This is a genomic window from Ruegeria sp. ABV4_181, from assembly GCF_056158465.1.
The window spans coordinates 2,567,700-2,589,267 of record NZ_JBSWTI010000002.1 but is presented as its reverse complement, the minus strand read 5'-3'; the positions used below and the strand labels follow the sequence as shown (position 1 = coordinate 2,589,267).

Sequence of the window (21,568 nt, the reverse complement as noted above, 5' to 3'; positions counted from 1 at the left end):
GGCTATAATGAACGACATGACACGAGTGGAGAGAACCGTGGACGCAAAAGATATCAAAATCGCCGCGAACAAGGTTCAGGTTTATTACGGTGATACCCACGCCATCAAGGACGTGGACGTAGAGATCGAAGACAAGACAGTGACGGCCTTTATCGGCCCGTCGGGTTGCGGCAAGTCCACCTTTCTGCGTTGCCTGAACCGGATGAACGACACGATCGACATCTGCCGGGTCGAAGGTGATATCCTGCTGGACGGCGAAGACATCTATGACAAGCGCGTCGACCCGGTGCAGCTGCGCGCCAAGGTGGGTATGGTGTTCCAGAAGCCGAACCCGTTCCCCAAGTCGATCTATGACAACGTGGCCTATGGTCCCCGCATTCATGGCCTTGCCAAGAACAAGGCGGAACTGGATGAGATCGTCGAGAAATCCCTGCGTCGCGGCGCGATCTGGGATGAGGTCAAGGATCGTCTGGATGCCCCGGGCACCGGCCTGTCGGGCGGGCAGCAGCAGCGTCTGTGTATCGCCCGCGCCGTCGCGACCGAGCCCGAGGTTTTGCTGATGGACGAACCCTGTTCGGCGCTGGACCCAATTGCGACCGCACAGGTCGAGGAACTGATAGACGAGCTGCGCTCGCGCTATTCGGTGGTGATCGTGACCCACTCGATGCAGCAGGCCGCGCGGGTCAGCCAGAAGACCGCGTTCTTCCATCTGGGAAATCTTGTTGAATTTGGCGAAACAGGTCAGATTTTCACCAACCCCGAAGATCCCCGCACCGAAAGTTACATCACCGGCCGCATCGGCTGAGCACAGGTATATTGCGATGAGCGAACAACATATTGCATCCGTATTCGACCGGGATCTCGAAGCGATCCAGGCCCATATCATGAAGATGGGCGGTCTGGTCGAGGCCGCCATCATGAGCTCGGCCCGCTCGCTTGAGACCCGGGACGAAGAACTGGCCCACCGCGTTCGCGAAGGCGACAAGGCCATCGATGCGCTGGAAGACCTGATCAACGAGGAAACGGCCCGCGTGATCGCGCTGCGCGCGCCAACCGCGGGCGACCTGCGTCTGGTCCTGTCGGTGCTGAAAGTGTCGGCCAACCTGGAACGTATCGGCGACTATTCCAAGAATATCGCCAAGCGCACTACGGTTCTGGTCAACGCAGGTGAGATCAACGGAAGCGCCGCCGCCCTGCGCCGCATGGCGCGCGAGGTTGAGCGGATGCTGCGTGACGCTCTGGATGCTTACATCCAGCGCGACGCCGAACTGGCCGCCGACGTCATCGAGCGCGACGAGGAAGTCGATCAGATGTATAACGGTCTGTTCCGCGAATTCCTGACCTTCATGGCCGAGGATCCGCGCAACATTTCCGCCTGTATGCACCTGCATTTCATCGCCAAGAACATCGAGCGCATGGGCGACCATGTCACCGCCATCGCCGAGCAGGTCGTCTATCTTGTAACCGGTGAACGCCCGGCCGAAGCCCGACCCAAAGCAGATATTACGTCGCAATCCGCCTAGGAGATCTGAAGAATGTCAGCTGACCAACCAACCGTTCTGGTTGTCGAGGATGAACTGGCCCAGCGCGAAGTGCTGGCCTATAACCTCGAAGCTGAAGGATTCCGCGTGTCCAAGGCGGCCAGCGGCGACGAAGCCATGCTGCTGGTTGACGAGGACAGCCCGGACATCATCGTACTGGACTGGATGATGCCCAACCTCAGCGGGATCGAGGTTTGCCGCCGTCTGAAATCCCGTCCCGACACGCGTTCGATTCCGATCATCATGCTGTCCGCCCGGACCGAAGAGGTCGACAAGGTGCGCGGGCTGGAAACCGGGGCGGATGACTATGTCGTCAAGCCGTATTCGGTCGTCGAATTGATGGCACGCGTGCGCACGCAGTTGCGCCGGGTGCGGCCCGCAACCGTCGGTCTGCGGCTGGAGTTTGACGACATCGTTCTGGATTCAGAGACACACAAGGTCAGCCGGGACAGCAAGCCGCTAAAGCTTGGCCCGACCGAGTTTCGGCTGCTGAGCACTTTCATGGAAAAACCGGGTCGCGTCTGGAGCCGCGAACAGTTGCTGGACCGCGTCTGGGGCCGCGATATCTATGTGGATACCCGCACAGTGGACGTCCACATCGGTCGTCTGCGCAAGGCACTGACGCAACATGGCGGCGAAGATCCCGTGCGGACAGTGCGCGGTGCCGGCTACGCTCTGGGCTGAACCGGACAAGGGCAGGGGCGTCGCCGGTGGCTTATGAGTTTTCCTCATGGGTGAATGCAAAACTCTTACTGTTTTTTGTCCGGTGACCGGGTTAGTTTGCGGCGAAGCTGACTGAGCGGAGAAGCATTATGAACGCCCCTGACACCAAGCCGGCCCTGCGTGCCAAAGATGCGCCTGACATGGGCAATTTCACTTGGGACGATCCGTTTCGCCTGTCAGATCAGCTGAACGAAGACGAACGCATGATCGCAGCCAGCGCACAGGCTTACGCGCAGGAAAAGCTTCAGCCGCGCGTGCTCCAGGCGTTTCAGAACGAGGAAACCGATCCCGAAATCTTTCGGGAAATGGGCGAAATGGGCCTGTTGGGCACCACGATTCCCGAAGAATATGGCGGGCTTGGGGCAGGGTACGTGTCCTACGGTCTGGTCGCGCGCGAGGTTGAACGTGTCAACTCGGGGTATCGCTCGATGATGTCCGTTCAAAGCTCGTTGGTCATGTATCCGATCTATGCCTACGGATCAGAGGAACAGCGCCGGAAATACCTGCCGAAACTGGCCAGCGGTGAATGGATCGGCTGTTTTGGTCTGACCGAACCTGATGCCGGGTCCGATCCGGCCGGCATGAAAACCCGCGCCGAGAAGATTGATGGCGGTTATCGTCTGACCGGCAGCAAGATGTGGATTTCAAATTCTCCGATTGCGGATGTGTTTATTGTCTGGGCCAAGTCTGATGCGCATGACGGCAAGATCCGCGGTTTTGTTCTTGAAAAAGGCCTCAAGGGGCTGAGCACTCCGAAAATCCGGAACAAGATGAGTTTGCGCGCCTCGATCACCGGCGAAATCGTTCTGGACGGCGTCGAGGTGGACGAGGGCGCTCTGCTGCCGCATGTGCAGGGACTGAAAGGACCGTTCGGCTGTCTCAACCGCGCGCGGTACGGGATCAGCTGGGGCGTTATGGGGGCCGCCGAAAGCTGTTGGCACGGAGCCCGCCAGTATGGGTTGGATCGTAAGCAGTTCAACAAGCCGCTGGCGCAAACCCAGCTGTTCCAGCGCAAGTTGGCGGACATGCAAACCGAAATCGCACTGGGGCTACAGGCAAGTCTGCGCGTCGGTCGTCTGATGGATCAGGCAGAGGCCGCGCCCGAAATGATCTCGATCGTCAAACGCAACAATTGCGGCAAGGCGTTGGACATTGCACGCATGGCCCGTGACATGCATGGCGGAAACGGCATATCGCTGGAGTTCCAGGTCATTCGTCATATGGTAAACCTTGAGACCGTGAATACATATGAAGGCACGCATGACGTTCACGCGCTGATCCTGGGGCGGGCACAAACCGGTTTGCAGGCCTTCTACTGAAGTAGCCCAAAAAGCGCGTAATCGGTATTATGGTTAAAACGTATACACCTGAAAACCGGGTTTGCCATTAGATACCAATGTCTTACGGCCACGTCTTAAAGACAAGCTGCGGAGTGCCAGATGGATTTGAACGGAAAAACTGTCGTCGTGACCGGTGCCGCGCAAGGTATTGGCAAAGGTCTGGCTGAGCGTTTTGCCAAGGAAGGTGCTCGTGTCGCTTGCGCCGATATTGATTTGGACGGTGCAACTGAGGTCGCGCAGTCTATTGGCGGCTCAGCGGTACATTGCGACGTTTCGGACGAAGCGCATATTAAATCCCTGATCGACACGGTTGAAAACACAATCGGGCCGATTGATCTGTTCTGCGCCAATGCGGGAATTCTGACGCTGGGCGGTCTCGATGTTCCGGATGAAGATTGGGATCGGATCTGGAAGATCAATGTCATGTCGCATGTCTGGGCGGCGCGTCACCTTGTTCCGCGAATGATCGAACGTGGCGGCGGTTACTTTATGACAACGGCCTCGGCTGCCGGATTACTCAATCAGCCGGGTGCGGCACCTTATGGGGTTACGAAACATGCGGCGGTTGGGTTCGCAGAGTGGCTTTCTTTGACATATGGCCACAAAGGTCTGCGCGTGTCGGTTCTGTGTCCGCAGGCCGTTCGGTCTGAAATGACACGCGGGCACGAGTTTTCGGTCGCATCAATAGACGGCATGCTGGAGCCCGAGGACGTAGCCGAAGCCTGTATGAAGGCTATCGAAGCGGAACAGTTTCTGGTGCTGCCGCATCCGCAGGTTCTGGACTATATGCGGCACAAAGCCGGCGACTATGATCGCTGGCTGGGCGGAATGCGCAAACTAAATCAACAGTTTATCGAGTGATCCTAAGATTTCCGCTGAGCTTTTCGCATAAGCCCTTCCTGCGCAACTGACGCGACCAGAGTGCCGTCCTCCGAGTAGATCGACCCGCGGTTAAAGCTGCGCCCCTGCCCGGCCCATGGCGAATCCATCGCGTAAAGATGCCAGTTCTGGAACTGCACGGGCGCGTGAAACCATAAGGTATGATCCAGGCTGGCTCCGTTGACTTCGCCGGTGAACCAGCTGAGCCCATGGGGCCGCATCCCCGAACTCATCAGGTACATGTCCGACGCGTAAGCCAGCAAAAGGTGCTGGGTCACCGGGTCGGCATTTGCGGCGGCGCCCATGCGAAACCAGATCTGGTTCCGATCATCGGATTTCTCGGGCGTAAACGGGTGCAGATGGCTGGCTTCGCGAACCTCGATGGGACGTTCACGCAAAAGCTCTCCGCGCAGTTTTTCTGGCACCAGATCCACGTATCTCTGCCGCAGATCGGTGCGGGCCGGATAGTGTTCGGGCGCTTCCATCCTGGGCATTTCGTGGTGATGATCCCAACCTTCATCCTGTATATGGAATGAGGCCGACATATTCAGAATTTGCTTGCCGTGCTGAATGGCGACCACGCGTCTGGTGGTAAAGGAGCCTCCATCACGTGCTCTATCCACCTGATAAATAACGGGAATAGATGGATCGCCGGGGCGAATGAAATAGGCGTGCAGGGAATGGCACAGCCGATCCTCGACGGTGCGGTATGCGGCAGCAAGCGCCTGAGCGATGACCTGACCGCCAAAGATACGCGTCGGGGTTTCGCCGCCGGAACCGGTGCCCCGAAACAGGTCGACTTCAAGCCTTTCGATGTCCAGAAGGTCCAGAAGGATGCGTTCTGCTTCGGTCATGCCCGGATCTCCGATTTGGTGCATGTGCTTTGGGTATCAGCGCGTTGGGAGTCATTCAATCATTGCCCCAAGGACAAGCGCTTTTAGTTCCGCGCGGGATGGATAGGAACTGGACGGTGAAAGCTGTGTAAAGAAAACAGCAGTCATTTCGTTCAGACGGTCGACCCAGAAAAAGGTCGAAGCCATTCCGCCCCAGCTGAAATCACCCGGCGATCCCGGAACGCGGGTTCTGCCCGGATTTATGACCACAGCGCCACCCAGTCCGAACCCTGTGCCTTCCATCGGCTGTTCTGCAAAGCTCTGCGGTCCCATGGATGCGATATCGCCGGGCAGGTGGTTGCGCATCATGAAGTCCACGGTCTTTGGCCCCAACAGGCGATGCCCGCCGCCCTGCCCCATATTTCGCAACATTTCGGCAAAGCGCGAATAATCGTCGATGGTGCTGACCAGACCGCCGCCGCCCGAGAATGTGACTGCATTTTCAAAGGGCGACTCGCCAGCCTGATCCACCAAACGCAGGGTCTCTGTACCGGTCTTGGCCGAATTCAGGTCCATCGCGTCGCCTGCCAGCGGCGTGTAAAGTGACGCAAACCTGTCTACCGCGCGGGAAGGCACGGAAAACCCGGTTTCGTGCATGCCCAGCGGTTCAAAAATCTCAGCCTGAAAAAACTGATCAAGCGTTTGCCCGGACACCACTTCGATCACCCGGCCCAGCACATCAGTCGCGACCGAATACTCCCATCGCGTGCCCGGTTGAAACGCCAGAGGAAAACTGGCCAATTCTCTTACACGATCCGCCAAAAGCCCCTGATTAGGCGCGAAAATCAGGTCGACCTCATCCATCGCGCCCGGCAGCAAGCCTGGGTTGAATGAATAGCTGAAACCGCTTGTATGCGTGAGCAAATGGTGCAGCGTCGGCGACGGCGCAGCCTCGGTCTGATCCAGCCTGACCGCACCGGGGATCAGCGCGCGCATATCCTGAAATTCGGGGATGAAGTCGGACAGCAGGGCATCCAGATGCAGTTGCCCCCGTTCGACCAGCATCATCAGCGCAACCGACGTTATCGGTTTGGTCATCGAATAGATGCGCGCAACTGTGTCCCGTTGAAAGCTCAGATCACGCTCGACACTTCGTTGACCGCAGACGTGAAAGAACACCTCGTTGCCCTTGTGTCTCACCAACAGCGCGCTGCCCGCGTATTTCCGCTGATCGACATATCGCTGCATCCAGCCGGGTATACGGCCCAGTCGCGTTGGATCGAACTTGGTCTGGCTTTGCATATGGTCCGGGTCCTTTGGTTTCCCGTTGGATATTGGGCCCTTGCGGATTGAATTAACAGGGAAATCAATCACCGGCTTGCGGGCGAAACGCACACCTATACGTATTGTCCGGACGGGCTGTTACACTGACGTAGTAACAAATTCGCCGATTGCGGGATGGTTAGTCCGATATTTCACGCCCCGGAGGAGAAACATGGCGCAACATATAGATTTTGTGTACGATTTCTGTAGTCCGAATGCCTTTCTTGCGCACAAGGTTCTGCCCGATCTGGCGAAAAAGAATGGCGTTCGGGTGAGCTATGTGCCGGTGCTGCTGGCCACGGTTTTCAAGGCCACCAACAACCAGAGCCCGTTTCAGGCATTTTCCGAGAACCGACAGAAATCTGCGTATCTTACGCATGATCTGCATCGGTTCGCCCGTGCCCGTGGGTTGAGTTTCCACATGAGCCCGCATTTTCCGGTCAACACCAAGTTTGCCATGCGGGGCGCGGTCTATGCTTCTGGAAAGCCTTGGGAAAACAAATATGTAAAGGCCATATTTGATGCGATCTGGGTCCACGGTCAAAAAGTTGATGAACTTGGCGTCCTGACCGAAATTCTGCACGAAAAGGAGTTGCCTGTTCGCAAGATGCGCGAGGCGATGACCAGCATCGACATCAAGCAGCAATTGAAAGAGCAGACCAAGGCCGCAGTCAAAAAGGGCGTTTTTGGTGTGCCCAGTATGTTTGTCGGCTCCGAGATGTTTTTCGGGAAAAACAGCCTCGGAAACCTGGAGCTTGAACTGAAGCGTAACGCGTAGTTGGCCGCAACGCTATTTCAGTGCGGCCAGCCCGTGCTGCGCGAACATCGGGACGTAGGCACCGAATATCTGCGCGCGTTTCGGGTCTGACGCATTTCCGTCCAGAGCGCGCTTGTAGACGCCCTGCAAAATTCCTGCCATGCGGAAGAAATTGAAGGCCAGATAGAAACCGAAATTGTCTATCCCGGGCAGTCCACGCCGCAGGCAATATTGTTCGATAAATGCCTGATCCGATGGCAGCCCAAGTGAGGCGCGGTCGATTCCGGCCAGGCCCCGCCCCTCTTTCCCCGGTGGCATCTGCCATTGCATGATGACGGCGGCCAGATCGGCATAGGGATGCCCGATCGTCGACAGCTCCCAGTCCAGTACGCCCAGACAGCGGGTGCCGCCCTCCTCAAACATCAAATTGTCGATGCGGTAATCACCATGCACCAGTGTCCGCTGCCCGTCATCAGCAGGCACCGAGCTTTCAAGGGCGGAAATAAGCGCGTCCATCTCGGCGATCTGCGTTGTTTCCGACGCCCGGTATTGTTTGGTCCATCGCGCGATCTGGCGCTCAAAGTAGTTGCCAGGCGGCCCGTAGTCGGACAAACCCACCGCGTCGATATCCACCTGATGCAACTCGGCCAGAACCCGGTTCATCTCGTCCAGAATGGCGGCCCGGGTGTCGTTGCTTTCGCCTTTCATGACCGGCTCAAGGAAGGTGCGCCCGTTCAGTCGCTCCATGACATAGAAGTCGGACCCGATGACGTCCGCATCTTCGCACAGCAGATACATCTCCGGCACCGGCACCTTGCTGCCGGCAAGTGCGGTCTGAACCCGAAATTCCCGATCCACCGCATGCGCCGATTTCAAAAGGGTGCCCGGTGGCTTTCGGCGCAGGACATAGGATTTTTCAGGCGTGCGCAGTTCGTAGGTCGGGTTCGACTGCCCAACCGCGAATTTCGTCGCCTCCAGCGGCCCGCGATATCCCGGAAGATGGGCGCTAAGGTAGTTATCAACTGCGGTCAGGTCCAGATTTGAGCTGTCGGACATTGGCTTCCTCCGCGTGTTGCTGTCAAAACGCTTCGGCAAAAATGTTTCCGGCCGTCACGACATTGATGCCGCCGGATACCGGGATCACCGCACCGGTGACATAGCTGCCGCCGCGACCGCACAGGAACAGCATACATCCCGCGATATCTTCATCACAGCCGACGCGTCCCAGAGGCACGGACTTTCCGACCTTTTCGCGGGTGGTCTCATCCGCAGTGGCAAATGCCGTCATGCGCGACACGAACGGTCCGGGTGCCAGGGCATTTACCGTGACGTGGTAGGGCGAAAACTCTTTTGCCATGATCTTGGTCAGGTGCAGCACCGCCGCTTTCGAGGCGGAATAGCTGTAAGCGCCGTCGCCCATCGGCACCTCTCCCATGACCGAGCCGACATTGACCACGCGGGCCGGGTCGTCGGGTGATCCGGAGCTTATCAGCATGGGCAGCAGCTTTTGCGTCAGGTCGAAGATACCGGCGACATTGACGGACATGACCTTGTCCCAGGCTTCGTAGGGAAACTGCCCCATCGGCGCGCCCCAGGATACGCCGGCATTGTTCATGAGGATATCCAGCCGATCCGTGCGGTTCTTGACCTCGGCCACCAGCGACTCAATTCCCGCCTGCGTTCCGACATCCGCTGCGAATCCCTCTGCCGTTCCCGACGCGTCGAGCGCGTTCAGTTCTGCCGCCACCGCCTCGCACGCGTCGCCCTTCCGCGAAGCGATCAGAACCCGAGCGCCCGCCCAGACCAATGCCTCGGCAGCCATGCGACCGATGCCCGTGGCACCGCCGGTGACAAGCGCGGTTTTGCCATGCAGGGAGAATAGCGTTTCGGGGGTCATTGTTCTTGCTCCTCGGTGTGTTCCGGCGGCGCGGGCTGTCGGGGGTGACCCGCCTTGTGTCAGACGTTCCTTCCCGGCTGAATTCTTGACAACACCCGCTGCTGCGCCAAAGTTCCTCTGGACCGAATAACAAGGACAACAGGGCCAATATGCAAGCTTTACTCAGCGTCGCCCCGGGCGGGCCGGAAACTCTGGAACTGACCACCCTGCCCGATCCCGTTCCGGGAAAGGGAGAGCTGCTGGTTGGGGTCAGGGCAGCAGGTGTCAATTTCCCCGATACGTTGATGATACAGGACTTGTATCAGATCAAGCCGCCCCGCCCTTTTGCCCCCGGTGGGGAGATTGCGGGCGAGGTTCTGGCAATCGGCGAAGGCGTCACCGGGTTTGAGCCCGGCGACCGGGTGCTTGCGCTGACCGGGTCCGGCGGGTTCGCCACCCATCTGACAATAAAGGCGAATACTGCCGTCAGGTTCCCGGACTCGATGCCGTACGAAGATGCCGCCAGTTTCATTTTTACGTATGGCACCTCCTACCACGCGCTGAAGGACCGGGCCGCGATTCAGCCGGGTGAGACGCTGCTGATCCTCGGTGCGGCCGGAGGTGTCGGTTCCGCGGCGATTGAATTGGGCAAAGCCATGGGCGCGCGCGTGATCGCTGCTGTCTCCTCTGCGGACAAAGCGGAATTCTGCCGAGAGGTTGGCGCAGATGCCACCATCGTCTATCCGCGCGAGATTGACAGGGCCGCGCAAAAGGCTTTTTCGACGGAAATCAAATCAGTGGCACGCGGTGAAGGCGTTGATGTGGTCTATGATGCGGTTGGCGGCGATTACGCGGAACCCGCGCTGCGCAGCATGGCCTGGAACGGGCGTTACCTTGTTGTCGGGTTTCCCGCAGGCATTCCGAAAATCCCCCTGAACCTGCCTTTGCTCAAAGGGTGTCAGGTCGTCGGTGTGTTCTGGGGTGCATCGGTGTTCCGTGACCCCAAGGGCCATGCTGAAAACGTTAGTGAGTTGTTCGGGTTATACGACAAGGGCCAGATCAGACCCCGCGTCAGCGCAACCTTTCCTCTAAGCCGCGCGGCCGAGGCGCTGGTGCAGCTTTCCGAACGCACGGCGGTCGGAAAAATCGTCGTGACAATGGATGAAAACTGACCCCGAAGGGCGGCCATTTGCCGATAAAAGTGTCACTGGCCGGGGCCACGCATCTCACGTGTGTGCTGGCAGGTGGACATTGCCACCAATTCGCGTTTATCAACCTGTTATGGGGACAGTGAAATAATGCATAAAGCTCTGATTTTGAACGGCCCGAACCTCAACCTGTTGGGCACCCGGCAACCTGAGGTTTACGGCGATACCACATTGAAGATGGTCGAGGATTTGTGCCGGGCCCATGGGAATTCTATCGGGCTGGAAGTGACGCATTTTCAGTCGAACCATGAGGGCGCGCTGATCGATGCAATTCACGCCGCCAAAGGGGTTCAGGACGGTGTCGTTCTGAATGCCGGCGCGTACACGCACACCTCCATCGCGCTCATGGACGCGATCGCCTCGGTTGACCTGCCGGTAATCGAAGTTCACCTGTCCAACATCCACGCGCGTGAAACGTTCCGGCACAAGTCGTATATCTCGCAGGTCGCTGTTGGCCTGATCTGCGGTTTCGGCGCACAGGGATATGTTCTGGCCCTTGATGCCCTGGCGGCGCACCTGAAAGGCGGAGGCGCTGCATGAAGCTGAGCGAATACCTTCATTTCCTCAGCTACGCAAAGACTCTGGAAGAGCTTTGGGACGCACATTGCCGCCAGATGGCCGAATACGGGTTTGACCGTCTGCTTTATGGATATACGCAATACCGAACGGAAACCTCGCTGGGTGATCCCGAAGATTTCGTGATTCTGACGAACCACGGCAAGGAATACCTGGACGGGTTTTTGAGCGGTGGACTTTATTTCCATGCTCCGATGCTGAAATGGGCGCTGCACAACGAAGGCGCGGCAAGCTGGCGAATGACGCAGGAGATGATGAACGACGACACCCTGTCGGCGCAGGAGCGCGCAGTGATCGAGTTCAACAAATCCAAGGGTGTCGTTTCCGGGTACACGGTCAGTTTCAACTCTGTCTCGATGCGGTCCAAGGGCGCGATATCGCTTTCTGCCCGGGACAGGCGCAGCCAGGACGAAGTGGACGCGATCTGGGACGAGCATGGCGACGACATTCTGCTGATGAATAATGTCGCCCATCTGAAGATTCTGACCCTGCCCTATAACGCGCCGAACCGTGCCCTGACCAAGCGTCAGCGCGAAGCCCTGCAATGGGTCGGCGACGGCAAGACCACCCAGGACATTGCGCTTTTGATGGGGCTGACATCGGCAACCGTGGAAAAGCATCTGAGGCTCGCGCGTGAGGCGCTTTCGGTCGAGACCACGGCGCAGGCTGTGCTCAAGGCGTCGCTGCAAAATCAGATGTTCATCATGGAAGCCTGAGGGCTGAATCTGACGCCAAATTGCGTCAATTTACCTTAGGTAAGGAAAACATGACTTTCCAAATCTGGGGTCTGGTTGCAAAGTGATATTGTTCCGTGAGTGGTGGCTTTAGCCAGGGAACATTTGGTCGGATCTTTGTAATAACAAAGCTCTCCGGTCGCTCTGACACAGGGGCGTCTATTCGTCCACGTACCTATGTCGGAATTTTTGGGGGGCCTCGACCATCCCCATCATGCGGGGCCCCTCAATTCAAATCCGGAAGACATGCGGGCGCTTTGGCGCCCTTTTTTGATTCCGCAAAAGAAAAGACCGGCTGCGCATCGCGCAACCGGTCCTTGTCGAAACGCCCGGACCCATTACGGTCCGGGCAAATCTGTTTAGCCCTGAGCGGCCTTGGCCACTTCGGCGGCGAAGTCTTCTTTTTCGACGACGATGCCTTCGCCAACTTCCAGGCGGACGAAACCGGTGATGGTTGCGCCTGCTTCCTTGGCGGCTGCCTCGACGGTCAGGTCAGGGTTCACAACGAACTGCTGGTTCAACAGAGTCGATTCCGCGACGAATTTCTTCATGCGGCCCACGATCATCTTCTCGATCACCTGCTCCGGCTTGCCGGATTCGCGGGCGATGTCCATCTGAACCTGCTTTTCCTTCTCGACCACGGCCGGGTCCATGTCCGCTTCGGACAGGGCTGCCGGGTTCACAGCTGCGATATGCATCGCAATCTGCTTGCCGATCGCTTCGTCACCGCCGGACAGAGCAACCAGAACGCCGATTTTGCCCATGCCGTTGGTGGCCGCGTTGTGGACGTAGGACACAACAATATCACCCGACAGTTTGGCCATGCGGCGCACCGACATGTTTTCGCCGATAGTAGCGATCTTGTCGGTCAGGGTGTCGGCAACGGACTTGCCGCCCAGATCAGCAGCCAGCAGAGCCTCGACGTTGTCGACGCCTTCAGCAGCGTAGGCGATCTTGCCGACCATTTCCTGGAACTCAGCGTTCTTCGCGACAAAGTCGGTTTCCGAGTTCACTTCGACAGCAACACCGTTGCCACCGTCAACGTGCACGGCAACCAGACCTTCTGCTGCGGTACGGCCCGATTTCTTGGCCGCTTTGGCCAGACCTTTGGTGCGCAGCCAGTCAACGGCCTCGTCCATGTTGCCGCCGGTTTCGGTCAGCGCTTTTTTCGCGTCCATCATGCCTGCGCCAGTCGAGTCGCGCAGTTCTTTAACCATTGCTGCTGTGATTGCCATCTTTCGGCTCTCCTCAATTCAAACGGAATTGGGGCAGGTCATACCCTGCCCCATATGTCATTTTGGTGACGGGCAGCTTACGCTTCGGCCTTGGCTTCCGGCGCGGCTTCTTCTGCAGGTGCTTCTTCGGCAACGGCTTCTTCAACCGGTGCTTCTTCGAATTCACCCAGATCAACGCCAGCAGCACCCAGCTGTGCGGTCATACCGTCCAGAGCGGCACGCGCGGCCAGATCGCAGTACAGCGCGATAGCGCGGGCTGCGTCGTCGTTGCCGGGGATGATGTAATCAACACCATCGGGCGAGCAGTTGGTGTCGACAACAGCCACAACCGGGATACCCAGTTTGTTGGCTTCGGCGATGGCCAGTGCTTCTTTCTTGACGTCGATGACGAACAGCAGATCCGGAACGCCGCCCATCTCGCGGATACCGCCCAGCGAAGCCTGCAGCTTGGCCTGGTCACGCTCCATGCCCAGACGCTCTTTCTTGGTCAGGCCTTCGGCGCCCGATTCCATCGCTTCGTCGATCTGGTTCAGACGGTTGATCGACTGGGAAACGGTTTTCCAGTTGGTCAGCGTGCCGCCCAGCCAGCGGTGGTTCATGTAGTACTGAGCCGACTTTTCAGCGGCTTCCGCGATCGGGCCAGCGGCCTGACGCTTGGTACCAACGAACAGAACGCGGCCACCTTTTGCGACGGTGTCACGAACGGCCTGCAGAGCCTGATCCAGCATCGGAACGGTCTGGGTCAGGTCCATGATGTGGATGCCATTGCGCGAGCCGTAGATGAACGGGCCCATGCGGGGATTCCAACGCTGTGTCTGGTGACCAAAGTGAACGCCAGCTTCCAGCAGCTGACGCATGGTGAACTCGGGAAGAGCCATGCTATGTTTTCCTTTTCCGGTTTACGCCTGGGCGGGGGTGAAAGAAGCGGATGCTCCAACCGGCGGTCTTGATGAGGATGTCTCCCTCAAAAAGGCCAAACCCCGCCTGCGGGTTTGAATGGCGCGCGTATACGGCAGGTTTTATGGCAGCGCAAGGGCCTTTTGACCCTATTTTTCAAGCCGCGCCAGCGAATGCGCGTGACGCACGGCCTGCTCGCAATGAACCGCCAGTTCCTTGCGGTTGGCAAAGTCGCTGACCTTTGCCGGAGCGTGATAGATCAACTCGACCATGCCCTGCCTGCGTGCGCCCAGCGTCTTCAGCAAATGCGGCCCGAACTCCATATCGCCCCACCAGCCATAGAACCTGTCTGTTTGTCCCTTCGGGGCATGAAAGATCACCGAGACGGGCTGTACATACATGAACTCCCGCAGTTCGTCAGTGAAGAATGCGGCGAAAAGCGTTGTTTTAAATGGCAAAACACGCAGATTGTCCGTCGAGGTCCCTTCCGGAAAAAACAACAGCTTGTGACCCGCAGACAAACGTTCTTCGAACAGTTTTGTCTGTTCGCGCGCTTTTTTCCGGTCTCTCTCGATAAACACAGTCCCGGTTGCACGGGCCAGCCATCCGATCCCGGGCCATTTTGCGACCTCGGCCTTTGACACGAAATAAACCCGTTTGCGGGCGTTCAGCGCGAAAATGTCCAGCCAGGACGAATGGTTTGCCACCACCGCGCCGTGTTGCTTCATCAATTCGCCCGAGGACCGAAACCCGATCCCTAGAATGCGAAAGGCGTTTCGGCAGACGAATTGCGTGATGAACGGAGTGATCGGGCGGCGCACACCATACAGCGGACGCTCAATCAGGCGAAAAACCAACAGAACGATCAGGCCGCCGAACACCAGAACCGCCAGTGGAATGCCGCGCAGAGCCACCAGCAGCCAGCCAATAAGGCCCAACTCAACCGGATCGGGCGCGTCTTCGCTGTACCAGGAAGGATCGTTCACCTGTTCAGGCTCCGCCATAGATGCGCCGTTGCCGGTCGTTCATGCGGGCCGTGTCGAGGATCAGGCACACATCAGTTGTGTTGAACGCGTGGTCGATAAAGGCCCCCTCGCCCACGAATCCGCCCAGCCGCAGATAGGCCTTGATCAGCGCGGGCACCTGCACCATCGCCGCGCGGCGGTCTAGATTCTCGGGCGCGACCAGATCCATTGGTTCGAACACATCCGGCTGCGCGCGAACCCGCAGGTCCGGCGGGGCCAGGTGGTTGTGGTGCAGCATCGACAAGGGTTGCGCCAGTTCACGCACATCCGTTCCGTGAAAGCTTGCCACTCCGAACAGCACTTCGATACCGCGTTCGTTGACATAGCCCGCCAGACCGTTCCACAGGTGGTACATTGCCGTGCCACCCCTGTAATCGGGGCGAAGGCAGGATCGGCCCAGTTCCAGCAATTTGCGACCGCCTTGTTTGAGCACGGTCAGATCGTATTCGTCCTCGGAATAAAACTGGCCCAGTTCCGCCGCACGTTCACCCGGTAACAGCCTGTAAACGCCCACAACTTCGTGGGTCAGGTCGTCGATGGCCAGCATATGATCAAAGTACGGATCGAACTGGTCCCGTTCCAGCCCGGCCTCATGATCCACCATCTCTCCACCGCCGCCCAGTTCGCGCACGAACACGTCATAGCGCAGACGCTGGGCTGCGCGCAGTTCGGCCTCGGTTTCGGCAAGCTTGACGGTAAAGGAAGGGCCTGCGTCCGGCATCAATGGTTCCGTTCTTGTTTGCGCGCTGATACCGCAGTTTCCGGGGGGATGGCAACAAGCGCAGATATGCGAAACCGTTAACCTTTCCTAAACCAGTTTCACGGATCAAAGACGGGCATCAGGGTGATGCGTGTTCCGTCAATCACCACTTTCCCCTGCTCGCGAAAGTTCACGGTGATCTTGCCTGCGATGTTGGACTGTACCTGTCCGACACCCCATTCGGGGAAATCGGGGTGGCGGACAAACATGCCCGGTGCAAGAATAGCATTGAGGTCTGTCATCCAAGGGCTCCGGTCCGGCGGCAGATGCAGCAGGAGGTACGCATGAGCGACACCACAGTCAACCTGGCCGAGTTGATCGGCTCCCGGATCTGCCATGATCTGATCAGCCCCATTGGCGCGATCACCAATGGTCTGGAGTTGCTTGAGATGGTTGGCTCGGTCCAGGGTCCTGAGATGGAGCTGATTTCGGGTAGCGTCGGCAGCGCAGGGGCGCGGATACGGTTTTTTCGCGTCGCTTTCGGATCGGCCAGCGATCAGCCGCTCGGGCGCGCCGAGGTTGCCGAACTGCTGAAGGATGTGGAACGTGCGGGCCGCGTGCGCGTCAACTGGAACCTGACAGGGGCAGTGCCGCGCAATCAGGTCAAGCTGGCGTTTCTGGCAATGATGTGCTGCGAAAGCGCGATGCCGTTTGGCGGTGAGGTCACGATTGAAAACTCGGGCCCGGACTGGACAGTTACCGGGTCTGCGGACAAGCTGAACCTGGACAGCGACCTTTGGAAGAACCTGCCTTCGGGTCGGTTTGCCAATGCTGTAAAACCCGCACAGGTGCAATTCGCCCTGTTGCCGCAGGCGGCTGCGTCGATGGGGCGGCGGGTTGCGGCGGAAACCACCGCTACCCGCGTTTTGATCCGGTTTTAGGCCCGGGTCGTTCCATTCCCGCGTACAAGGTATTTGAAGCTTGTCAGTTGCGCCGCGCCGACCGGTCCGCGCGCGTGCATCTTGCCGGTCGCAATTCCGATCTCGGCGCCCATCCCGAACTCTCCGCCATCGGCGAACTGGGTCGAGGCGTTGTGTATCAGGATTGCACTGTCGAGCCGTTCAAAGAACCGGGCGGCGGCATTCGCATCCTCGGTCATGATGCAGTCCGTGTGGTTTGATCCGAACCGGCGAATATGTGCGATGGCGTCGTCAATATCGGTGACCGGTCTGGCCGCGATGATGCTGTCGAGGAATTCCTTGCCCCAGTCATCGGATGTTGCTGCCACCGTGCCGTCAACAGCCATCGCGCCCTCGGCATGAACCTCGACACCTGCGGCCAGCAGGGCCGCGACGACATCCCGACCCAGTGTTTCGGCCACATCCTGATGGACCAGCAGGCATTCCGCGGCGCCGCAAATCCCGGTGCGGCGCGTCTTGGCATTCAGAACGACGTCCAGGGTTTTCTGCGGGTCGGCGTCTTTGTCGATATAGATGTGCACGATGCCTTCGAGATGGGCAAAGACCGGAACGCGGGCTTCGCGCTGCACCAGCCCGACCAGCCCCTTGCCGCCGCGCGGAACGATGACGTCGACATAGTCGATCATGGTCAGCAGTTCCTGCACCGCTGCACGGTCGCGCGTGGGGATCAGCTGGATGGCATCTTCGGGCAGGTTCGCAGCCTTCAGCCCTTCGACCAGACAGGCGTGAATGGCAGTTGAGGAATGGAAGCTTTCAGAACCGCCGCGTAGGATCACCGCGTTGCCGGATTTCAGGCACAGCGCGCCGGCATCCGCTGTGACGTTCGGGCGGCTTTCATAGATTACACCGATCACACCCAGCGGCGTGCGCACGCGCTGGATGTTGAGGCCCGAGGCCATGTCCCATTCCGTCAGAACTTCGCCAACCGGGTCAGCCTGATCCGCAACGGTACGCAAACCGTCGACCATCCCCTGAACACGAAACTCGTCCAGCATCAGGCGGTCCATCATCGCCGGGCTCAGGCCCTTTTCGCGGCCGAATTCCAGATCCTTCTGGTTGGCTTCGATGATTTTCGCGCGGTTCGCCCAGACCGCATCTGCCGTAGCGATCAGAGCGGCGTGCTTGCGCTCGGCGCTGGCGAAGGCCAGATCGGCCGAGGCCGACTTGGCGCGCTTTCCAAGATCGGCCATCAATGTGGGAATACTGTCGAAATCCTTCATCTCATGTGCCTTTCAGTCGGTCTTTTCAGTTCTAACATTGCGCTGCTACAGCGCCAAATCGTCCCGGTGGATCAGCACCGCCCGTCCCGGGTATCCCAGCGTCGCTTCAATCTCGGATGATTTGCGCCCTTTGATCGCGTCCGCCTCTTGCGCGGTATAACGGCTGAGCCCCTGCGCCAGACGGCGCGCGCTTGGGTCCAGAATCGCGACAGGGTCGCCGCGCCCGAAATCACCGGTCACCTCGACAATACCGGCGGGCAACAGGCTTTTGCCGTTGCCAAGCGCCCGCGCCGCTCCTTCGTCGACGACAATTTCACCACGCGGTTTCATTGCAGAGATCCAGCGTTTGCGGGCGGCATGCGGATCCAGCGTGGCCGTGAACCACGTACTGTTTGCGCCGTTTTCAAGGGATTTCAATGGGTTCAGGGGTGATCCTTCGGTGATCGCCATGTCGCACCCGGCAGCGGTGGCCATTTTGGCCGCCAGCAACTTGGTCTTCATCCCGCCTTTGGAAAGGCCCGACCCGGCATCGCCGGCCATTTCTTCGATCTCGGGGGTGATTTCTCCGATCACGTCATAGCGGGTGGCGGCGGGGTCTTCGGTTGGATTGCCTGTGTAAAACCCATCCACATCCGACAGCAAAATCAACTGATCCGCGCCAACGGTGACGGCAATCTGGGCCGCTAGCCGATCGTTGTCGCCATATCGGATTTCGTCCGTCGCGACGGTATCGTTTTCATTGACAATCGGAACGACACCCAGCCCCAGCAAAGTCTCCAGCGTCGCCCGCGAATTCAGATAGCGGCGGCGATCGGCGCTGTCTTCCAGGGTGACCAGAACCTGTGCCGTGGTGATCCCGTGTGGTGTCAACGCCTGCTCATACGCGCGCGCCAGACGGATCTGGCCCACGGCCGCCGCCGCCTGCGACTGTTCCAGCGGCAATGTCGCCATCGGCAGGCCCAACACACCGCGCCCCAGCGCGATGGACCCGGACGAGACCAGAATTACATCCGTCCCCTGCCCCTTGAGCCACGCCACATCCTGCGCCAGTGAAATCAGCCAGTCGGACCGCAGCAATCCGGTATTTCGGTCCACCAGCAAGGCAGATCCGATTTTGACAACCAGTCGTTTCGCCGAGGTCAGGGTTGCCAAGTCTTGGTCTCCTCGGCGGGCTTTTGCCGCAGACGGTCGTGGTCGATTTGTGCCCGCAACGCCCGCAGCACCTCGGTCACGCCCAGATGCGCCACACCGGACATTGTCATAACAGGGCCGCCCACGGCCTCTTCCAGTTCGGCCCTGGTCGCGGCCAGTTCTTCCTGGTCCAGCGCGTCGACCTTGTTCAAAACGGTAATGCGCGGCTTTTCCGCCAGTGCGCCGCCATAGGCTTCCAATTCGTGAATAATGGTCCGGTAGTCTTCGGCAACAGTTTCCGAGGTTCCGTCGACCAGATGCAGCAGCACTGCGCAGCGTTCCACATGCCCCAGAAACCGGTCGCCAATGCCGCGCCCTTCATGCGCGCCTTCGATCAGGCCGGGGATGTCGGCCACGACAAATTCCACGTTATCGACGCCAACGACGCCCAGATTGGGATGCAGCGTAGTGAAGGGATAGTCTGCTATCTTGGGCCGCGCGTTCGATGTCGCCGCCAGAAAGGTCGATTTGCCCGCGTTGGGCATACCCAGCAGCCCCACATCCGCGATCAGCTTCAGCCGCAACCAGATTGTGCGATCAATCCCGGCCTGACCTGGATTGGCGCGGCGTGGGGCCTGATTGGTGGCCGATTTGAAATGCAGGTTGCCGAAACCGCCATTGCCGCCCTTGGCCAGCAGAACCCGCTGGCCAACCTCGGTCAGATCGCAGATTACGGTTTCTTCGTCTTCATCCAGAATCTCGGTGCCCACGGGAACGCGCAGGACGATGTCATCGCCATCCTTACCGGTGCGTTGCTGACCGCGACCGGGTTGACCGTTCTTGGCAAAGAAATGCTGCTGATAGCGAAAGTCGATCAGGGTATTCAGCCCATCCACAACCTCGGCCCAAACAGACCCGCCCTTGCCGCCGTCGCCGCCATCGGGACCGCCATATTCGATGTATTTTTCGCGTCGGAAGCTGACGCACCCGCTACCACCGGCTCCGGACCGGATGTAGACCTTTGCAAGATCGAGAAATTTCATGACTGTCCCCTACTGCAAAGGCCCCATCGGCCACAAGTCAGAGTTTTTTGCTGTATGTCCAGGTGGGCACGTTCGCATCGCGCGCCACCGAATAACTTTCGGCATCGCCAAGATACTGGAACCCGCAATGGGTCAGCACCCGGGCCGAGGCCGGATTGTCCTGAAACACGCTGGCGAACATGGTCGCGTTCTCCAGCGGGTTGGCGTTGACCAGCGCTTCGACCGCCATCGACGCGATGCCGGTATTCCAATAGATCGGCGCGACCCAATAACCGACCTCGGACTGGTTGCGATCCAGCCGCTTCAATGAAATCAGGCCGATCAGTTCCGGCCCGCCGTCTTTGGTCGCATCCATCGCCCAGACGTCTTCGTCCCGGTCGTCTGACATGGAGCGGACCACAAAGGCCTCGGTTGAACCCGGCACCAGCGGATGCGCGATGCTGGTCGTCATCCGGGCCACACGTTCATCACCTGCATAATGTTCAATGAGACCCATATCCGACCGGCGCAGGGGGCGCAGATCGAACCGCTCGGTTTCAATGACCGGCTGGTTTATTATCGTCTCAAGTTTCATGAGTGCGTTCCTCCTCCGAACAACACGAAAATTACGGACGCAACAGTCAAACTCGCTAGCATCCACATCAGATATTTTTCCACGGGCTGTCCTTCAACCGCGTGCGCAATTCTGTCGCCTGCAAATGTCCAAATCGGGTGCAGGATCAACTGACACAACAACAGGCAGAGCGCGATCGTCAGCGTCGCCGTGAAACTGGGTGTTCCCGCGGCCACAAACCCGGTGAAACCGGCGATTATCATGGCCCATGCCTTTGGGTTCAGCGGGTGCACGATCAACCCGGACCAGAATCCCGGAACCCGGTCAGAGCCGCTGCTGCGTGACAGCCGCAGGTTGGCGATCTTCCACGCAAGCCAGCAGACATAGGCGGCAGAGGCGTATTTCAGAACGGAAAATACCGCAGGCGCCTGATCCGCCAATTGCATCAGGCCAAATCCGACAGGCCAGATTATCAGCTGTTTACCCAGTATGACGCCGCCCACAAACGGCAGTGCCGCCCGAAAACCAAACCGCGCACCGGTGCCCAGCAGGACCATATTGGCCGGTCCCGGCGTGCCGACCTGAGAGGCGGCAAAGATCAGGAAGCTGGTGGTTGCGACTGTCATTGGGGCTTGGCTTCACAATTGCGTTAAAACGAGAAAGGGGACCGGCACTTTGTGCCGGTCCCCCATGAATTTTTCTTAAACCTTCTGGGTTTCGGCTTACTCTGCGGCCTCCGCCACTGGCAGGACCGAAATAAAGGTGCGGTTTTTGAGGCCTTTGTGGAACTTCACAGCGCCATCGACAGTTGCAAAGATTGTGTGGTCTTTGCCCATGCCTACGCCTTCGCCCGGCCAAAACTTGGTGCCGCGCTGACGTACGATGATGTTGCCTGCGATGGCTGCCTGGCCACCATACAGTTTCACGCCAAGGCGACGACCCGCTGAGTCGCGACCGTTACGGGAGGAACCGCCAGCTTTCTTATGTGCCATTC

At 58.8% G+C, this 21,568-nt stretch carries 25 protein-coding genes; 10 read left to right on the top strand and 15 right to left on the bottom strand.

Annotation, left to right across the window (positions count from 1 at the left end; translation table 11 throughout):
* The first annotated feature begins 7 nt into the window (after window positions 1-7).
* The 5 genes from pstB (at window position 8) to ACXAC3_RS12830 (ending at window position 4,465) form a co-directional block, all read left to right on the top strand.
* Window positions 8-805 carry a phosphate ABC transporter ATP-binding protein PstB gene (gene pstB / locus ACXAC3_RS12850; RefSeq protein ID WP_475160683.1) on the top strand — a complete coding sequence of 266 codons (798 nt, stop codon included), beginning with the start codon at window positions 8-10 and terminating at the stop codon, window positions 803-805.
* Between the two features lie 16 nt (window positions 806-821).
* Window positions 822-1,523, top strand: coding sequence for a phosphate signaling complex protein PhoU (gene phoU / locus ACXAC3_RS12845; RefSeq protein ID WP_475160682.1), 702 nt, complete (start codon window positions 822-824; stop codon window positions 1,521-1,523).
* Window positions 1,524-1,535: 12 nt separating this feature from the next.
* Window positions 1,536-2,225 carry a phosphate regulon transcriptional regulator PhoB gene (gene phoB / locus ACXAC3_RS12840; protein WP_475160681.1) on the top strand — a complete coding sequence of 230 codons (690 nt, stop codon included), beginning with the start codon at window positions 1,536-1,538 and terminating at the stop codon, window positions 2,223-2,225.
* Between the two features lie 128 nt (window positions 2,226-2,353).
* Complete coding sequence (locus ACXAC3_RS12835) at window positions 2,354-3,583, top strand: acyl-CoA dehydrogenase (protein WP_475160679.1); 1,230 nt, start codon at window positions 2,354-2,356, stop codon at window positions 3,581-3,583.
* 120 nt (window positions 3,584-3,703) lie between these two features.
* On the top strand, window positions 3,704-4,465 hold the full coding sequence (locus tag ACXAC3_RS12830) for an SDR family oxidoreductase (RefSeq protein WP_475160676.1): 762 nt from the start codon (window positions 3,704-3,706) through the stop codon (window positions 4,463-4,465).
* 2 nt (window positions 4,466-4,467) lie between these two features.
* On the opposite strand, the gene ACXAC3_RS12825 is transcribed toward ACXAC3_RS12830, so the two are convergent.
* The gene (locus ACXAC3_RS12825; RefSeq protein WP_475160672.1) at window positions 4,468-5,337 is read right to left on the bottom strand and encodes an acyl-CoA thioesterase; all 870 of its coding nucleotides are present in this window, start codon (window positions 5,335-5,337) and stop codon (window positions 4,468-4,470) included.
* A gap of 51 nt (window positions 5,338-5,388) precedes the next feature.
* Entirely contained in the window at window positions 5,389-6,618 is a 1,230-nt protein-coding gene (locus ACXAC3_RS12820; protein ID WP_475160671.1) for a serine hydrolase domain-containing protein, read from the bottom strand.
* A 40-nt stretch (window positions 6,619-6,658) separates the two neighbouring features.
* Between ACXAC3_RS12820 and ACXAC3_RS12815 the strand changes: the two genes are divergently transcribed.
* Window positions 6,659-7,417 carry a DsbA family protein gene (locus ACXAC3_RS12815; RefSeq protein WP_475160668.1) on the top strand — a complete coding sequence of 253 codons (759 nt, stop codon included), beginning with the start codon at window positions 6,659-6,661 and terminating at the stop codon, window positions 7,415-7,417.
* Window positions 7,418-7,429: 12 nt separating this feature from the next.
* Here the strand turns inward: ACXAC3_RS12815 and ACXAC3_RS12810 are convergent, their stop codons facing one another.
* Together ACXAC3_RS12810 and ACXAC3_RS12805 are read right to left on the bottom strand one after the other, a co-directional pair.
* Complete coding sequence (locus tag ACXAC3_RS12810; protein ID WP_475160665.1) at window positions 7,430-8,452, bottom strand: phosphotransferase family protein; 1,023 nt, start codon at window positions 8,450-8,452, stop codon at window positions 7,430-7,432.
* 22 nt (window positions 8,453-8,474) lie between these two features.
* Complete coding sequence (locus tag ACXAC3_RS12805) at window positions 8,475-9,293, bottom strand: SDR family NAD(P)-dependent oxidoreductase (RefSeq protein ID WP_475160664.1); 819 nt, start codon at window positions 9,291-9,293, stop codon at window positions 8,475-8,477.
* 149 nt (window positions 9,294-9,442) lie between these two features.
* Here ACXAC3_RS12805 and ACXAC3_RS12800 point away from each other — a divergent pair, with 149 nt between their 5' ends.
* The 3 genes from ACXAC3_RS12800 to ACXAC3_RS12790 all read left to right on the top strand — a co-directional run bounded on the left by ACXAC3_RS12800 (window position 9,443) and on the right by ACXAC3_RS12790 (window position 11,772).
* Window positions 9,443-10,444, top strand: a complete 1,002-nt coding sequence (locus ACXAC3_RS12800; protein ID WP_475160663.1) for an NADPH:quinone oxidoreductase family protein — start codon at window positions 9,443-9,445, stop codon at window positions 10,442-10,444.
* Between the two features lie 126 nt (window positions 10,445-10,570).
* Window positions 10,571-11,020: a type II 3-dehydroquinate dehydratase gene (aroQ, locus tag ACXAC3_RS12795; protein WP_475160660.1), complete on the top strand. Its 450-nt coding sequence runs from the start codon at window positions 10,571-10,573 to the stop codon at window positions 11,018-11,020.
* A complete protein-coding gene (locus tag ACXAC3_RS12790) occupies window positions 11,017-11,772 on the top strand; it encodes an autoinducer binding domain-containing protein (protein ID WP_475160658.1) in 756 nt (251 codons plus the stop codon). The genes aroQ and ACXAC3_RS12790 overlap by 4 nt, the downstream gene beginning before the upstream one ends.
* 377 nt (window positions 11,773-12,149) lie before the next feature.
* On the opposite strand, the gene tsf is transcribed toward ACXAC3_RS12790, so the two are convergent.
* The 5 genes from tsf to ACXAC3_RS12765 form a co-directional block, all read right to left on the bottom strand.
* Window positions 12,150-13,025, bottom strand: a complete 876-nt coding sequence (tsf, locus tag ACXAC3_RS12785; protein ID WP_475160656.1) for a translation elongation factor Ts — start codon at window positions 13,023-13,025, stop codon at window positions 12,150-12,152.
* Window positions 13,026-13,102: 77 nt separating this feature from the next.
* Complete coding sequence (gene rpsB / locus ACXAC3_RS12780; protein ID WP_475160655.1) at window positions 13,103-13,903, bottom strand: 30S ribosomal protein S2; 801 nt, start codon at window positions 13,901-13,903, stop codon at window positions 13,103-13,105.
* Between the two features lie 168 nt (window positions 13,904-14,071).
* Window positions 14,072-14,926 carry a lyso-ornithine lipid O-acyltransferase gene (gene olsA / locus ACXAC3_RS12775; RefSeq protein ID WP_475160652.1) on the bottom strand — a complete coding sequence of 285 codons (855 nt, stop codon included), beginning with the start codon at window positions 14,924-14,926 and terminating at the stop codon, window positions 14,072-14,074.
* The gene (olsB, locus tag ACXAC3_RS12770) at window positions 14,913-15,668 is read right to left on the bottom strand and encodes an L-ornithine N(alpha)-acyltransferase (protein ID WP_475160649.1); all 756 of its coding nucleotides are present in this window, start codon (window positions 15,666-15,668) and stop codon (window positions 14,913-14,915) included. Before olsB ends, olsA begins: the two co-directional genes overlap by 14 nt.
* Before the next feature lie 98 nt (window positions 15,669-15,766).
* Window positions 15,767-15,949, bottom strand: coding sequence for a DUF3553 domain-containing protein (locus tag ACXAC3_RS12765; protein WP_475160646.1), 183 nt, complete (start codon window positions 15,947-15,949; stop codon window positions 15,767-15,769).
* A 42-nt stretch (window positions 15,950-15,991) separates the two neighbouring features.
* On the opposite strand from ACXAC3_RS12765, the gene ACXAC3_RS12760 reads away from it, so the two are divergent.
* A complete protein-coding gene (locus tag ACXAC3_RS12760; RefSeq protein ID WP_475160643.1) occupies window positions 15,992-16,588 on the top strand; it encodes a histidine phosphotransferase family protein in 597 nt (198 codons plus the stop codon).
* On the opposite strand, the gene ACXAC3_RS12755 is transcribed toward ACXAC3_RS12760, so the two are convergent.
* From ACXAC3_RS12755 to rpmA, 6 genes are all read right to left on the bottom strand, one after another.
* On the bottom strand, window positions 16,585-17,847 hold the full coding sequence (locus tag ACXAC3_RS12755) for a glutamate-5-semialdehyde dehydrogenase (RefSeq protein ID WP_475160641.1): 1,263 nt from the start codon (window positions 17,845-17,847) through the stop codon (window positions 16,585-16,587). The two genes, ACXAC3_RS12760 and ACXAC3_RS12755, sit on opposite strands and share 4 nt — an antisense overlap.
* Before the next feature lie 45 nt (window positions 17,848-17,892).
* Window positions 17,893-18,999 (bottom strand): glutamate 5-kinase, encoded by a 1,107-nt coding sequence (gene proB / locus ACXAC3_RS12750; protein WP_475160638.1) that lies wholly within the window; start codon window positions 18,997-18,999, stop codon window positions 17,893-17,895.
* A complete protein-coding gene (gene obgE, locus ACXAC3_RS12745) occupies window positions 18,987-20,021 on the bottom strand; it encodes a GTPase ObgE (protein WP_475160635.1) in 1,035 nt (344 codons plus the stop codon). Before obgE ends, proB begins: the two co-directional genes overlap by 13 nt.
* 37 nt (window positions 20,022-20,058) lie before the next feature.
* Window positions 20,059-20,595 (bottom strand): GNAT family N-acetyltransferase, encoded by a 537-nt coding sequence (locus ACXAC3_RS12740; protein ID WP_475160634.1) that lies wholly within the window; start codon window positions 20,593-20,595, stop codon window positions 20,059-20,061.
* Complete coding sequence (locus tag ACXAC3_RS12735; protein WP_475160633.1) at window positions 20,592-21,200, bottom strand: LysE family translocator; 609 nt, start codon at window positions 21,198-21,200, stop codon at window positions 20,592-20,594. The genes ACXAC3_RS12740 and ACXAC3_RS12735 overlap by 4 nt, the downstream gene beginning before the upstream one ends.
* Window positions 21,201-21,296: 96 nt before the next feature.
* Window positions 21,297-21,566 carry a 50S ribosomal protein L27 gene (gene rpmA / locus ACXAC3_RS12730; protein ID WP_010440093.1) on the bottom strand — a complete coding sequence of 90 codons (270 nt, stop codon included), beginning with the start codon at window positions 21,564-21,566 and terminating at the stop codon, window positions 21,297-21,299.
* Between the last annotated feature and the right edge of the window lie 2 nt (window positions 21,567-21,568).

Excerpts from the sequence above, each read along its gene's own strand:
- pstB (WP_475160683.1), top strand. The coding sequence starts at position 8 with ATGAACGACATGACACGAGTGGAGAGAACCGTGGACGCAAAAGATATC.
- phoU (WP_475160682.1), top strand. The coding sequence starts at position 822 with ATGAGCGAACAACATATTGCATCCGTATTCGACCGGGATCTCGAAGCG.
- phoB (WP_475160681.1), top strand. The coding sequence starts at position 1,536 with ATGTCAGCTGACCAACCAACCGTTCTGGTTGTCGAGGATGAACTGGCC.
- ACXAC3_RS12835 (WP_475160679.1), top strand. The coding sequence starts at position 2,354 with ATGAACGCCCCTGACACCAAGCCGGCCCTGCGTGCCAAAGATGCGCCT.
- ACXAC3_RS12830 (WP_475160676.1), top strand. The coding sequence starts at position 3,704 with ATGGATTTGAACGGAAAAACTGTCGTCGTGACCGGTGCCGCGCAAGGT.
- ACXAC3_RS12825 (WP_475160672.1), bottom strand. The coding sequence starts at position 5,337 with ATGACCGAAGCAGAACGCATCCTTCTGGACCTTCTGGACATCGAAAGG.
- ACXAC3_RS12820 (WP_475160671.1), bottom strand. The coding sequence starts at position 6,618 with ATGCAAAGCCAGACCAAGTTCGATCCAACGCGACTGGGCCGTATACCC.
- ACXAC3_RS12810 (WP_475160665.1), bottom strand. The coding sequence starts at position 8,452 with ATGTCCGACAGCTCAAATCTGGACCTGACCGCAGTTGATAACTACCTT.
- ACXAC3_RS12805 (WP_475160664.1), bottom strand. The coding sequence starts at position 9,293 with ATGACCCCCGAAACGCTATTCTCCCTGCATGGCAAAACCGCGCTTGTC.
- ACXAC3_RS12800 (WP_475160663.1), top strand. The coding sequence starts at position 9,443 with ATGCAAGCTTTACTCAGCGTCGCCCCGGGCGGGCCGGAAACTCTGGAA.
- aroQ (WP_475160660.1), top strand. The coding sequence starts at position 10,571 with ATGCATAAAGCTCTGATTTTGAACGGCCCGAACCTCAACCTGTTGGGC.
- ACXAC3_RS12790 (WP_475160658.1), top strand. The coding sequence starts at position 11,017 with ATGAAGCTGAGCGAATACCTTCATTTCCTCAGCTACGCAAAGACTCTG.
- tsf (WP_475160656.1), bottom strand. The coding sequence starts at position 13,025 with ATGGCAATCACAGCAGCAATGGTTAAAGAACTGCGCGACTCGACTGGC.
- rpsB (WP_475160655.1), bottom strand. The coding sequence starts at position 13,903 with ATGGCTCTTCCCGAGTTCACCATGCGTCAGCTGCTGGAAGCTGGCGTT.
- olsA (WP_475160652.1), bottom strand. The coding sequence starts at position 14,926 with ATGGCGGAGCCTGAACAGGTGAACGATCCTTCCTGGTACAGCGAAGAC.
- olsB (WP_475160649.1), bottom strand. The coding sequence starts at position 15,668 with ATGCCGGACGCAGGCCCTTCCTTTACCGTCAAGCTTGCCGAAACCGAG.
- ACXAC3_RS12765 (WP_475160646.1), bottom strand. The coding sequence starts at position 15,949 with ATGACAGACCTCAATGCTATTCTTGCACCGGGCATGTTTGTCCGCCAC.
- ACXAC3_RS12760 (WP_475160643.1), top strand. The coding sequence starts at position 15,992 with ATGAGCGACACCACAGTCAACCTGGCCGAGTTGATCGGCTCCCGGATC.
- ACXAC3_RS12755 (WP_475160641.1), bottom strand. The coding sequence starts at position 17,847 with ATGAAGGATTTCGACAGTATTCCCACATTGATGGCCGATCTTGGAAAG.
- obgE (WP_475160635.1), bottom strand. The coding sequence starts at position 20,021 with ATGAAATTTCTCGATCTTGCAAAGGTCTACATCCGGTCCGGAGCCGGT.
- ACXAC3_RS12740 (WP_475160634.1), bottom strand. The coding sequence starts at position 20,595 with ATGAAACTTGAGACGATAATAAACCAGCCGGTCATTGAAACCGAGCGG.
- ACXAC3_RS12735 (WP_475160633.1), bottom strand. The coding sequence starts at position 21,200 with ATGACAGTCGCAACCACCAGCTTCCTGATCTTTGCCGCCTCTCAGGTC.
- rpmA (WP_010440093.1), bottom strand. The coding sequence starts at position 21,566 with ATGGCACATAAGAAAGCTGGCGGTTCCTCCCGTAACGGTCGCGACTCA.